A 12,337-nucleotide genomic window follows, 5' to 3' on the forward strand; every position below is an offset into this window, starting at 1 on the left:
ATCAATAGCCTCCGCAAAACCTGAAATACAAGGCGTATTACGCGTAATTATACCCTAGACGGGGCGAATTTGTTTCAATGCCTGAAATAGATATCAAAAGATCATTGCGCTGTGTTTCCTCCGCGATCGGATTCGCGGCTCTTATCTGCTTGCTTACGGCCGCGGGCTACGGGCAGTCACGGACAGACGAGATATTCAACCGCGCCATCGACAAACAAAAGGCCGGCGATCTGAAAGGGGCCGTTGCTGAATATACAAAGGTGATCGGTCTAGATCCTGCAGACTATGACGCGTTCAATAATCGAGGCCTGCTGAAAAAACGGCTAGACGACGAAATGGGTGCGATCGCAGATTTTTCCAGGGCGATCGCCATCGACCCAAAGCGAGCGGAAGCTTGGATGAATCGGGGCATTTCCTACTTTCGGAACGGCGAGATCGAAAAGGCCCTCTCTGATTATGAAAAAGCGATAGCTGCCGAGCCGGCAAATGCGTCCCCATATTACAATAGAGCGACCTTAAGATTTGCTCAGAGAGAGTTCCGGTATGCTATCGCGGACCTCAGTCGTGTGATCGAATTGCGGCCGAAACATTCTCGGGCCTTCGCCAATCGAGCGAAGTCCAAGTTCGAACTCGGCGATATCAATGGAGCCATCGCGGATATTTCGTCTGCCATAGAGATCTCCGGCGGCACCGCTGAGTTTTACCTGGAGCGGGCAAGATTCTATCGCGCAAACAAGAGTCAGACTTTGGCTGCTGCTGACGAAAAGCTCGCCGCATCGCTTGTCCCGAAGAAATAAACAGAATTTACGGCATGACGACGTCGATCCTTGACGCCGATGCAAAGCCGGCATATTTGCCGTTGCTGTTGATTAGTGTGACCTGCTTGAATCCGATGGCCGAGCCTTCCTGCATCATACGCTGGAGGTATTCCTGCCGCTTCTCCTTCGGAAAAGCATCCCAGCTCGGGTTCATTTGCAGATACAGATTCTCACCGGAGAGTTTTGCAACCCTTACCTGTTCGGCCAATTGAGCGTTCTGAATGCTGATCGGAGCAACCCCTGCGGTGCTGACATCTTCGCGCACGACATAGTTGCCCCAAATATAAACTCCGACGGCACCCGCGATCAGCAATGCCGACAGCACTAAGAGCCACTTGTTTACCTCGAACGCGTTTTCGAGAAGATTTGAAGCGAACTTCGGCATCGATAGCCGAGATCCGAGGGAGATAGGAGCCTCTGCCTCATTCGTTTGCGGAGATTCGTCTTCGAACCGTTCTATGATCTCCGGAGCTTCGCTTTCGGTCTCTTCTTCTTTAGCACTTCCTGCTTTCAGGACGTCGACCAAATGCAGCGTCCTTGCCGCGGCCTCCGAGATCGCATCGTGATCGTGGTCCGCGTATTTCGACTCCAACGCCTCGGCGTCCATCTTGTCCTTTTCGCGCTCGATCAAAGAAACATACGCATTGCCAATACGAACATTTGCTTCAATTGCCGCGGCAGTAACGTTAGGAGCGTAAAATAGATCGCTGATGCTTTCTTTGAACATTCTCAGCCGTTCAAAGAATTCGTTCTTGAGCAGTTGGTCGAACGTCGCGGCATTCTCAGCTTCTTCTGCGAGATCCGCGAAACTGAGCGCGGTCAACAGCAGTTTGGACTCATCGTCCTCGTCCGCTGCATATAGAGGCACGCTTGCCCACTCTTCATAGAGCGTATTGATATGGCCGAGCATTTCCTCGCGATTGAAGAGGCATGAGCGGCGTTCCATACCGATGCTCTTTGAGAAGAGTCGCGTGATAATGAAATCGAATTTAGCCCGAACATCCTCTGTATGAGGCAAGTTCCGGTAGAACCGGGCGAGAGCCAGCATGGCCTGTGAACTGAGCACGGGCCTGGAATTGTCTACGAATTGCCTCAGGCTCGCCACTCTGATGGCCTTGTCACGCTCGGCGAGTGCCGTACACCAGGCCTCGGTCTCTTGAAGCAGATTGAATTCAGCGGCAAGATACTTCTCGGAATCGACACCTTCGGACGATTGCAGAAAGATGTTAAGGGTCTTCTTGACGTTGAAATCGTCAAAAGGTTTCGGGATGACCTTCAGGTATTCGCGTTCGATCCCCGCGAGAATATGATCGACCATTTGAAGGCTCGATACTTCAGACGAGGCTCGCTTTTGGAAAAACTCCTTGTCTCTCTTTTTGGGCGGTTCCTTTGCGTCCAACGGCTTTTCGGCACCTGCAAGGTTAGCGGCCGGGGCTTGCGCAGTAGGGTCGCCGTGACGCTCCAATCCTTCGATATGTTCCGTTTCCGATTTGTCCGGCGTGGTTTCGACGGCCTCGTTGTCCGGTCCAAAGGAGTGATCTTCCGCCGAACCGAGATCTTCGGTAACAGCTTCATCGATCACGTCCATTTTGGCACTTTTCCCGGCGCGATTGCTCGCAGCGCCCGCCTCGGTTTCAATAACTGTTTCTTCGAGAAGGTTCTCTTCTTTTAACTCTTCTACAAGATCCTGGAAGACATTCATGGATGGCACCTATCGGGGCAAGATGGTGTGAAAACGGGGAGAGGATTTTAAGAACCCTACGGGAGTATCTGCCTGATCTCGCCGGTCTGGGTTATTTCGTAGACATAGGTCACGCCTTCTCCCGTTACGTTTCTGGTAGCGGTGATGGTGTAACCGTTTCTTAGTTCGGCGTCTGTCGGTGAGGCCGGTGAGTTCGCCAAGACGAATTTCCCGCGAGTAATTTCGTTACCGAGTTGGGTACCGATGCTGCTTGAAAGAAGATTATTGATCTCGGTAATTCGTCCGAATCTGTTGTTCTGAGTGAAATAAGCCACCTGTGTCGAAGCCACGGTGCGAAGTGTCGCGAACGTATTCCCATTCTCAGCGGCTCGCACTCCTTTTTGAAGGGCCGGTACCGCCAGTGCAGCGATCACCGCAACAACTACGACTACGATCAACAACTCGATCAGCGAGAATCCTTTTTCTTCAGTTCCTTTCATTACCGTCACCTGCGTTCCTAAGGGTGTTAGCGTCTAAACTGACACTTTTTGGCACTCGATCTATGACAAGATACGGCAACATTGGTGCGTCCTTGATCACGAAAACCGCCTTTTGGCCTTGTTTCTTGGGCATATTGGCCGAATGCCGGTTCTCCGAAACTAGGTTTTAGCAAAGTTCGTGCCAGTCTAGTTTCGGCCCTCATTGTAAATTTTTGTGATTTTTTTAAAAACCGCTTGTTTTTTTCCTGATATTTATTAAGCTATATCTTTTTTGCGTAAAGGTTAACAGCCTATTCATACACTGAGGAATAAGCCATTGAGCACCGTCATCGATCAGACGAAAGAGATCTACGGCATCGACAACTGGGGAGCCGACTATTTCGGAGTTAACAGGAAAGGTAATCTAACCGTTATCTCGCCTGAAAACGACACCCACACGGCAGACGTAAAGGAGATCGTTGACGATCTTCACAAGAGCGGATTCTCTGCTCCGGTACTCTTGCGTTTTCCGCAGCTTATTTTCGGTCAGGTCCGAAAACTCCAGATCGCATTTCGAAAGTCTATAAAAGAGTTCGAATATAACGGCGGCCATTTATGCGTCTTTCCGATGAAGGTCAATCAAAACCGCGCCGTCATTGAGGAATACCTGAAGGAAGGATCCCGGCACGGCTTCGGCCTTGAGGCAGGTTCGAAAGCCGAACTCTATGCGGCGTTGGGGCTTGAGCAGGCCAAGGACAGCCTTCTCGTATTGAATGGATTCAAAGATCGCGATTTTGTTCAGCTTGCCTTTGCGGGAGCTGCTGCCGGCAAGAACGTCGTCATCGTGATCGAAAAATTGGGCGAGCTCGAACACACGATCGCGATCGCGAAAAAGGAGCTTAAGAACGACCCGAATACGCCGATGCCAATGCTGGGCGTAAGGGTCAAGCTTTACTCTAAGGGCTCTGGAAAATGGGAAAAGTCCGGCGGCGAAGCAGCCAAGTTCGGTCTGACTACGACTGAGATCCTCGAGGTGATCCACCGCTTGCGGGAAGAAGGTCAGCTGGATCTGTTAAGGCTGCTGCACTTTCACATCGGCAGCCAGCTGACCGATATCAAGCGCATCAAGAATGCGATGAAAGAGGCCGCCCGCACCTACTCCAAGATCCACAAAATGGGAGCGCCGATCGAATATCTTGACGTTGGCGGCGGCATGGCCGTGGACTACGACGGCTCGCGCACGTCCTTCGTATCGTCCGCCAACTACAACGCACGCGAATTTGCGAACGACGTCATTTGGGTGATAAAGACGGTTTGCGATGATGAGGACGTTCCCCATCCTACCATCATTCAGGAGAGCGGCCGCTATCTGTCCGCGTATCATGCGATCCTGGTGACGAACGTTCAAGACGAGATAGAAACTGTCGTTGAGAGTCGCGTTCCCGTCTCGGTCGGTGTCAATGACAAACAGATCGTTCACGAATTGTTCGAGCTTAGAGAATCGATAAACAGCAAGAACTATCGCGAGTATTACCACGATGCGCTTGAACATCGCGACGAATTGTTCACGATGTTCAATCTCGGCCTGATCGATCTGGAGGATAAAGGAAAGGGCGAGGTGCTCTTTTGGGATATCTGTGAAAAGGCGGACCAATTTGCCCAACAGAAAAAATATGTTGCCGAAGAATTTGACGAGCTTCGGCAGCTGATGTGTGCAAAATATTTAGCTAATTTCTCGGTTTTTCGGTCAATGCCTGACAATTGGGCACTCGAACAACTGTTCCCGATAGTTCCGATACATAAGCTCAACAAAAAGCCTACTGAATATGCTACGCTATGTGATATAACCTGCGATTCGGATGGCATCGTGGACAAGTTCGTCGATCTGCACGACGTCAAAGAGATATTGGAATTGCACAGCCTGACAAAGGATGAACCGTATTACATCGCAATGATGCTTGTTGGGGCATATCAGGAAGTGATGGGTAACAACCACAACTTGTTCGGCGTCCCGCATGAGGCACATATTTACATCAGCGAAGAAGGATATATGATACGTAACGTCATCCCCGGCGATCGGCTGAAAGACGCCGTAAGGAGCGTACGTTTCGACAATGACGTTCTGCAGTCAACGTATCGAAAAGCGATAGAAAAGCAGGTAAAAGAAGGCCGCATCAGCGACGACGCCGGCCAACGGATGATCAATTTCTATAAGAGCCAAGAGGACGGATATACGTATCTTTCCCCGAATGGCTACGAAAAAACGAAAAAAAGATAACAACTTAATTGGATGGAAAAACTATGGTAGCTCAGAAAAAGACCAAGGCTTCAAAATACTTGACGGTTCCGACTCGGCCGGTACCCATTGACAGGGACCGATCGGTCGCAGGACTGCTCGAGAAGATGGAAGGGGCCGGTTTTGGAGCAAAACAAATGGCAGAGGCCCACCGCATTTGGCTGGATATGCTGGACGACAACTCCACGATCTACATGTGCGGTACCGGCAATCTGATCACCTCGGGAATGCGTCGGCTCCTCGCTTACGTCATCAAGAACCGCTTCGTTGACGTAATTGTCATGTCCGGCGACGTTCTCTATCACGATATTCACGAAGTTCTCGGACGCAATCATTATCAGGCTCACCCGAGCATGAGCGATGAGGATCTGGAATCCTCCGATGTCGTTCGTGTTGGAGATGTAATGGCCAATCGTGAAGAGTATCAGGAAGCCGACGAGTGGATAGGCAGCGTAATAAACCAGCTGGAGCTTTCCAGGTCCTACTCTATCCGTGAATTCCTCCATCTTCTTGGCCGCGAACTTTCGGAGATCGCTAACGAGGACGGAATTTTGACGTCTGCGTACAAGGCCAGGATCCCTGTTTTTTGCCCTGATCTGCCAGGCTCATCTCTTTCGGTCGGTATTGCCCGTGCTAAGTTCGAGAAGAAGATCGCACTTTCTCTTGACGTCACGCAAGACACGATGGAACTGATGTCGATCGCTCAGAAAACCCGTAATTCAGCGATGATCGCTCTCGGCAGCACTCGCAGCCAAGACATGGTCAACCTGATGGAGGCGGCGTCATACATCACGCGTACTAACACTCGCGGACACAAGTACGCGATCTCGATCGCGACCGACCAAGTGCCTCTTGATACCAGGACGCCTTCCTACTCCGGCAATCACACGAATGTTTTCGGAAAGCTCCTGAAAGGTGCCACAACCGCTTTCGTCCCATGCGATCCGTCGATCGCATTGCCGATGGTGATAACCGCTCTGTCACAGACCGCCGCTAAGTTCATGAAAGGCCGCAAGCGGCCGACTTTCAGCTTTTCGGGCCGCGACATGACCGTCGATGTGCCGTAGTCGCATTGAATTTGTCATTTCTACAATGGAAAATGGGTTTAACTGCCCGTTTTCCATTTTTCTTTTCGGGTATTGATGTCTTGTATGTCTGAATCATCCAATTTACCAATGAACTTCGGCGGCATTGACGAACCGCATTATTTTGACCGTGAAAATGCACGGATTTTGATCTTGCCCGTTTCATACGAAGGCACAGTGTCCTACGGCAGCGGCACCGGGAACGGTGCAGAGGCAATAATCGATGCTTCGCGGAATATGGAACTCTATGAGGAGGAAACTTCGGCCGAGGTCTACAAACTTGGGATACACACTTTGCCGACCGTTCGGCCTCGGGAAACTCCGGATGAGATGATGGCGGAACTGTATAAGCAGTCTGTTTCGATCGTGGCGCCGAACAAGTTCGTTTGTATGATCGGCGGAGAGCATTCCATTTCTGCTCCCGTTATAAGGGCTCACAATGAGCGCTATGAGGATCTGAGCGTGCTGCAGATCGATGCACACGCCGACCTTCGCGACAGCTACGACGGTACCGAGCATTCACATGCGTCGATCATGGCACGCGTCGTAAAAGATATGCGAATACCTTCGGTGCAGGTCGGCATCAGGTCCATCTCTGCAGATGAAGCCGTTTCACTGAGAGAAGGACTGCCTACCAAGATCTACTGGGCGAAAGACGTAGTCGGAAGGACGGACTGGATAAACGAAGCTGTGGACGCACTTTCCGATAACGTCTATTTGACCATCGACATTGACGGGCTCGACCCAAGTATCGTCCCGACGACGGGAACACCTGAACCGGGCGGATTGGGTTGGTATGAAACATTAGAGCTGATACGGACCACTGCTCGACGCAAGAATATTGTCGGCATGGATCTGGTCGAATATTCTTATTCGCCGGAATATCCGTCGCCCGCATTTCTTTGCGCAAAACTGATCTATAAATCACTCGCATATATTTTTGCCGATGAAACACCGAAGATCTGATCTTCACGGCCATCGAACATTGCAGTCGGCCGCATCGTATAGAACTTTTTCGGAGTTGTGACATGAGTATCAACAAGATCTTTATTGGAACTGTGATTGCGGTGGTCGCTGTAGGCGCCGGCTGCAGGACGAATCTTCTTCAAATGGAAGATGTCCCGCCGCCCGCCAAGAGCGAGCCTATTCCTTTGGTCGTCGACGGCACTCGCACTTCGTACGCTGATGTGGTCGAGCGGACGTCTCCCGCCGTGGTCAGGATCGAAGCATCTCGACGGGAAAAGGCGCAATCTCGAGGACCGATGCCGTTCGGCGACGATTTCTTTCGCCAATTCCAGATCCCGCGGCCCGACCAACGGCCGCAGTTAGAACGCGGCGTCGGCTCAGGTGTGATAGTTGACTCGGCAGGGACCGTGATGACCAATTTTCACGTGGTCGAAGGTGCAGACAAGATCACTGTCCTAACCAATGATAATAAGTCCTACGATGCAAAGATCGTCGGCACCGACGCACCTAGCGACTTGGCGGTGTTGAAGATCGAGGGTGTCGAATTGCCGTCATTGAAACTTGGCGATTCCGACAGTGTGCGGGTCGGCGACATTGTTCTCGCAATTGGAAACCCGCTTGGCATTGGGCAGACGGTAACTGCAGGCATAATTTCTGCCAAAGGCCGCCGAACCGGTCTCGGTGACGGCAGCTTTGAAGATTTCCTTCAAACTGATGCTCCCATAAATCGCGGCAACTCCGGCGGAGCACTCGTAAATCTCAACGGTGAGCTTATCGGGATCAATTCACAGATTCTGTCGGGCGGACCGGGCGGCGGCAACATCGGTATTGCCTTTTCGATACCCTCGAACATGGCCCGTTCGATAATGGATCAGCTGCTGAAAGACGGCAAAGTGCGGCGCGGCAGGCTCGGTGTAAATATTCAGAGCATCACCGACGATACCGCAAAGGCTATTGGCCTGCCTGACACAAGCGGTGCATTGGTCAGTAACGTTCAATCCGGAAGTGCCGCCGATAAAGCCGGTGTTAAGAGGAATGACGTGATCCGTGCCATAAATGGCGAAAAGGTAGAGGACAGCAATGCCCTTCGCAACAAAGTTGCAGGTACGCTGCCCGGCACCGAGGTCAAGCTGTCGATACTGCGGGACGGCAAAGAGATCGAGGTCACCGTCACACTCGACGAACTCGATCCCAATTCTTCTGCCGGACCGGCGGAGCCTGACAGCGGCGGCAACAGTCGCCCGGGAGCTGAGAACCAAAGCGGCAAGCTGGGAATCAGTTTGGAGCCGTTGACCGCTGCCGCAGCGAAACGGCTCGGCGTCGAAGAAAGCACAGGCGGAATGGTAATAACCAAGGTCAACCCGGATGGACCGGCGGCCGAGGCCGGACTTTCCGAAGGCGATGTCATTCTTGAGATAAATCGAAACTCGGTCAAGAGTATGGGCGACGTTAATTCGGCCATCGAATCCGCAGGAGACCGTCCTCTGCTTTTGCTTGTATCAAGCCGCGGACAGACCGTCTTCGTCACGATCCGGCCTTAGTCAGTATCCAAATGGACTTTTGGGGGCTGCAGGTAAGAAAACTGCAGCCCATTTTTGTTTATGCAACGCAGCTGTGCTAAAACGGTGCTGACTATGTGGGGAAAGATATATCTCGGCTTTTTGACGGTTTCGGCCGTTCTGATCTGTTTTTTTTCATACTATGCGTTCAGTTGGCTGAACAGTATCGGTTCGCCGCAAGCCGCATTTGACGGCTACAATTACCACTCGTCCATCGCTGAATTCGTTTTATGGTCTTCAACGCTCGGCTTGGTTGCCTTGGCCAACGGCGTCCTTTGGACCACAGGCAGAGTTTGGGCGATGTGGACCACGTTCTTCTATTTCATGATCTTTAAGCTCGGGAGCACTCTGTGGCTCGGCAACGCTCTGAGCTCATTTTCCGCTGATGCAGGCGGGCAGCGTGTCGGAGTAGTATCGTCATTGATCGTCGGCGTGGTACTGACCGCATTGATGGGTGCCATCTTGTATTTTGATCAGTTTATCGTTACAAAGATGCGGCAGAGGACCTTAGGCGGCGACGAGACGCTCAAATTGGCCGAAGAGATAGCCGAGATGAAATTAGAAAAGCCCACCGAAGAACATCAGCAGGCTTCCTAAATGGTCGGGACGACTGGATTTGAACCAGCGACCTCTCGCACCCCAAGCGATTTGGGTAGGTTTGTATAATTTGTCAAAACTGCTCAAAACCTCTTAGAATCAACAGCTTACGGCTAAACGAATTCATAGTTAATTAGCCATGATCAGGAACGCTGCAACCAACCTGCAACCAAGTCACCTGACACAATTCAAAGCATCCGTAGCGTGCTCAGTTCAAAAAGGAACACCTTTCGCTTCAATTCTTTCAGAGAATAATAACATATCTTAGGCGCTGTCATCCGCTAATTTTTTTCATACAACGTATCAGCCTTTGCCGGTCCTCCAAGACTCTTCAGGGTCGGTATTCGACACAGTTCTTTGAGGAGGTTTGGAAAGATTTTGAGCCGTCAACCGGCTGCTCTTATTGATAACATTTGGGCATTAACCTATTCTGAACTGTTATGGCTTGTTGTGAAGATGATTGCGCTATAGAGGCTTTGCGGGAGAGGCAGAGTTCGACGTTGAAGATCGTGCTTGGGATAAACGTCGCGATGTTTGCGGCCGGGATCGGTGCGGGCATTTACGCCGGGTCGAGCGCTTTGTTGTCGGATTCGCTGGACAATCTTGGCGATGCGATGACGTACGGACTGAGCCTTTATGTTGTTTATAAGTCGTCTCAGGCTAAGGCACAGGTCGCTTTGTTCAAAGGCGGATTGATCCTTCTGGCGGCTTTGGTCGTGCTCGGACAGGTCATTTACAAGCTGATGGTTCCTACGGTTCCGATCTTTGAAATAATGGGCGTGGTGAGCGTGCTGGCGCTTGTGGGCAATTCGATCTGTCTCTATTTACTTACGCGGCATCGCTCGGACGACGTGAATATGAGTTCGGTTTGGGAATGTTCGCGTAACGATATTGCGTCGAATATCTCGGTCTTTGTGGCGGCGGGTGCGGTGTGGTTCTTTCAATCGGGCTGGCCGGACATCATCATAGCCCTAGCTTTGGTTGTGCTTTTCCTGCGTTCGGCATTTCGCGTTTTCTCAAACGCTAACAGAGAGATGAAAACCGCCAATTATCCGACCTAATTACTGAATGAAAATAAGCAGGACTCCGCACGGATCCCAGATGTGCATAATCTTTGTGTCGCCAATCATTTCCGGCTCGGCGATACGGGCGTGTCCATAGGAATTCGCGTCGAGTACTTGTTTGCCGTGCGAATACCAAGCATCAACGTCGTCAACATCGAACTTCATCATAAAGTTCTCCGCCCAATCTTTGACGTAATAATTCTGCAAACGGAACGTAGCACCGCCGAGTTGACAGTCCATTGTACCGCCCCAGCCTTCGGTAAGAGTGAAACCAAGTGCCGCGTAAAAAGCTTTTGAAACCTCAAAATTCTCAGCCGGTGTATAGACAACAAGTTGGTTAATGGTTGGGTTTATCAAAAAAACATCTCCTTAGTTCTTTCCCTCGTTGAGGATTTGCAGTAAATCGTCCGGCACCGGCATTGTTTTGAAGAACCAGACATTCGCTCCGCCAGTGTTACCGGTTGGATAAATGCCAAACGGAGTCTTAGTCGAGGCTCCGATTATGCGAACGATCTGTCCCCAAATCTCGCGGGGGGAACGCTGCTTGATCGCGAGTTTGAACATTCGCCAATGAATCCGTGTGTGCTGATAGGTCGAAGCCTGACCAAGAACGTGGGAGCGTTCGAGGTGGTGAAAGGCCGAATGGAAGTCGCCGCTTTCGACAAGCGAATCGGATAATGCTAACTCGTGAGAAATAGCCGTGGCTAACTCGGTATTCATTTTGAACCTCCCTTTGATCGCCGCTCTGTCCGCTTGCCGACAAGGATACCTATTCCAACTAACAGACCAATAATAAGCAAACTACAAACTATGAAAATTATAAACTGATGCTGCATAAAAACATGAAAAAAGTCAGTTTCTTGTTCCATTTTGTTCTTCGATATTAGAGGTGCGTTTCGTGACACGCGAAGCCCTCGCGTTCGGTTTGTGCGGTGACATGGGCGATCTCAAATTCGCTCGTGCAAGAATCGTGAACACGTTGCAGAACTTCGTCATGTTCTGCTCCCTCGGCTAGAACGGTATGCACGCTGAGAGCATTAACGCCCGACGTAAGCGACCATACGTGAAGGTCGTGTATCTCCGCAACACCCTCGATCTTAGAAAGCTTTTCGCGGACGCTGGCTATATTAACGTCCGATGGGGTGCCTTCGAGCAGGACTGCGACGGCATCTTTTAGCAACGCCCATGTTCGTGGCAGTATGAAAAGGCCGATGCCCGCCGAAATTAGCGGATCGGCGTAATACCAGCCGGTCGTCAGCATTATTATTCCCGCGATGATTACGCCGATTGATGTCAGCATATCGGACAAAACTTCAAAATACGCGCCCTTCATATTCAGGCTTTCTTTCGAGCCGCCGTACAAAATCCACATTCCGAAGAGATTGATGATAAGCCCGATGCCGGCGACGATCAGCATTCCCGCACTTTCGACTTCCGGCGGGTTGAGAAAACGCTCGTAGGCTTCGTATAAAATGTAAAGCGAAATGCCGATTAAAATGACGGCGTTGGTCAGCGCGGCGAGAATCTCAAATCGATAATAGCCGTAAGTTCTCTCCGGCGTGGCGGGTTTTTCGGCAAACCAGATCGCCAAAAGCGCGAGCGCAAGTCCCATTACATCCGTCAGCATATGTCCGGCATCAGCCAGCAATGCCAGACTGTTAAACCACAATCCGCCGATGACTTCCGCAATCAAGTAAGTCAAAGTTAAGCCTAAAACGATTGCTAAATTCTTTTTGTTTTTTCCGGCTGCTGATGTCCCGCCGTGTGCGTGTCCCATAATTTATTTTCTATT

Annotated in this window: 12 protein-coding genes; 7 read left to right on the forward strand and 5 right to left on the reverse strand. The window is 50.9% G+C overall.

Annotation, left to right across the window (positions count from 1 at the left end; genetic code table 11):
* Window positions 1-77: 77 nt before the first annotated feature.
* The gene (locus tag IPM50_02405) at window positions 78-797 is read left to right on the forward strand and encodes a tetratricopeptide repeat protein (protein QQS33452.1); all 720 of its coding nucleotides are present in this window, start codon (window positions 78-80) and stop codon (window positions 795-797) included.
* Between the two features lie 7 nt (window positions 798-804).
* Here the strand turns inward: IPM50_02405 and IPM50_02410 are convergent, their stop codons facing one another.
* Both IPM50_02410 and IPM50_02415 read right to left on the reverse strand, forming a co-directional pair.
* Complete coding sequence (locus tag IPM50_02410; protein QQS33453.1) at window positions 805-2,520, reverse strand: hypothetical protein; 1,716 nt, start codon at window positions 2,518-2,520, stop codon at window positions 805-807.
* 56 nt (window positions 2,521-2,576) lie between these two features.
* Window positions 2,577-2,999: a prepilin-type N-terminal cleavage/methylation domain-containing protein gene (locus IPM50_02415; protein QQS33454.1), complete on the reverse strand. Its 423-nt coding sequence runs from the start codon at window positions 2,997-2,999 to the stop codon at window positions 2,577-2,579.
* Between the two features lie 316 nt (window positions 3,000-3,315).
* Here IPM50_02415 and speA point away from each other — a divergent pair, with 316 nt between their 5' ends.
* The 6 genes from speA to IPM50_02445 all read left to right on the forward strand — a co-directional run bounded on the left by speA (window position 3,316) and on the right by IPM50_02445 (window position 10,542).
* On the forward strand, window positions 3,316-5,256 hold the full coding sequence (gene speA, locus IPM50_02420) for a biosynthetic arginine decarboxylase (protein QQS33455.1): 1,941 nt from the start codon (window positions 3,316-3,318) through the stop codon (window positions 5,254-5,256).
* 23 nt (window positions 5,257-5,279) lie between these two features.
* Window positions 5,280-6,341, forward strand: a complete 1,062-nt coding sequence (locus IPM50_02425; GenBank protein ID QQS33456.1) for a deoxyhypusine synthase family protein — start codon at window positions 5,280-5,282, stop codon at window positions 6,339-6,341.
* 84 nt (window positions 6,342-6,425) lie between these two features.
* Window positions 6,426-7,325, forward strand: coding sequence for an agmatinase (gene speB / locus IPM50_02430; GenBank protein ID QQS33457.1), 900 nt, complete (start codon window positions 6,426-6,428; stop codon window positions 7,323-7,325).
* 62 nt (window positions 7,326-7,387) lie between these two features.
* Window positions 7,388-8,866 carry a Do family serine endopeptidase gene (locus tag IPM50_02435; GenBank protein QQS33458.1) on the forward strand — a complete coding sequence of 493 codons (1,479 nt, stop codon included), beginning with the start codon at window positions 7,388-7,390 and terminating at the stop codon, window positions 8,864-8,866.
* Between the two features lie 93 nt (window positions 8,867-8,959).
* Entirely contained in the window at window positions 8,960-9,481 is a 522-nt protein-coding gene (locus tag IPM50_02440) for a hypothetical protein (GenBank protein QQS33459.1), read from the forward strand.
* Window positions 9,482-9,921: 440 nt separating this feature from the next.
* Entirely contained in the window at window positions 9,922-10,542 is a 621-nt protein-coding gene (locus IPM50_02445) for a cation transporter (GenBank protein ID QQS33460.1), read from the forward strand.
* On the opposite strand, the gene IPM50_02450 is transcribed toward IPM50_02445, so the two are convergent.
* The 3 genes from IPM50_02450 to IPM50_02460 form a co-directional block, all read right to left on the reverse strand.
* The gene (locus IPM50_02450; protein ID QQS33461.1) at window positions 10,543-10,902 is read right to left on the reverse strand and encodes a glyoxalase; all 360 of its coding nucleotides are present in this window, start codon (window positions 10,900-10,902) and stop codon (window positions 10,543-10,545) included.
* 12 nt (window positions 10,903-10,914) lie between these two features.
* Entirely contained in the window at window positions 10,915-11,265 is a 351-nt protein-coding gene (locus IPM50_02455; protein QQS33462.1) for a DUF3703 domain-containing protein, read from the reverse strand.
* Between the two features lie 163 nt (window positions 11,266-11,428).
* Window positions 11,429-12,322, reverse strand: a complete 894-nt coding sequence (locus IPM50_02460; protein QQS33463.1) for a cation transporter — start codon at window positions 12,320-12,322, stop codon at window positions 11,429-11,431.
* Window positions 12,323-12,337: the final 15 nt, after the last annotated feature.

It is taken from the genome of Acidobacteriota bacterium (genome assembly GCA_016700075.1).
Lineage (GTDB): Bacteria > Acidobacteriota > Blastocatellia > Pyrinomonadales > Pyrinomonadaceae > OLB17.

What these genes read in the sequence shown, in the direction of transcription:
- IPM50_02405 (QQS33452.1), top strand. Translation starts at nt 78, where the DNA reads ATGCCTGAAATAGATATCAAAAGATCATTGCGCTGTGTTTCCTCCGCG.
- IPM50_02410 (QQS33453.1), bottom strand. Translation starts at nt 2,520, where the DNA reads ATGAATGTCTTCCAGGATCTTGTAGAAGAGTTAAAAGAAGAGAACCTT.
- IPM50_02415 (QQS33454.1), bottom strand. Translation starts at nt 2,999, where the DNA reads ATGAAAGGAACTGAAGAAAAAGGATTCTCGCTGATCGAGTTGTTGATC.
- IPM50_02425 (QQS33456.1), top strand. Translation starts at nt 5,280, where the DNA reads ATGGTAGCTCAGAAAAAGACCAAGGCTTCAAAATACTTGACGGTTCCG.
- speB (QQS33457.1), top strand. Translation starts at nt 6,426, where the DNA reads ATGTCTGAATCATCCAATTTACCAATGAACTTCGGCGGCATTGACGAA.
- IPM50_02435 (QQS33458.1), top strand. Translation starts at nt 7,388, where the DNA reads ATGAGTATCAACAAGATCTTTATTGGAACTGTGATTGCGGTGGTCGCT.
- IPM50_02440 (QQS33459.1), top strand. Translation starts at nt 8,960, where the DNA reads ATGTGGGGAAAGATATATCTCGGCTTTTTGACGGTTTCGGCCGTTCTG.
- IPM50_02445 (QQS33460.1), top strand. Translation starts at nt 9,922, where the DNA reads ATGGCTTGTTGTGAAGATGATTGCGCTATAGAGGCTTTGCGGGAGAGG.
- IPM50_02455 (QQS33462.1), bottom strand. Translation starts at nt 11,265, where the DNA reads ATGAATACCGAGTTAGCCACGGCTATTTCTCACGAGTTAGCATTATCC.
- IPM50_02460 (QQS33463.1), bottom strand. Translation starts at nt 12,322, where the DNA reads ATGGGACACGCACACGGCGGGACATCAGCAGCCGGAAAAAACAAAAAG.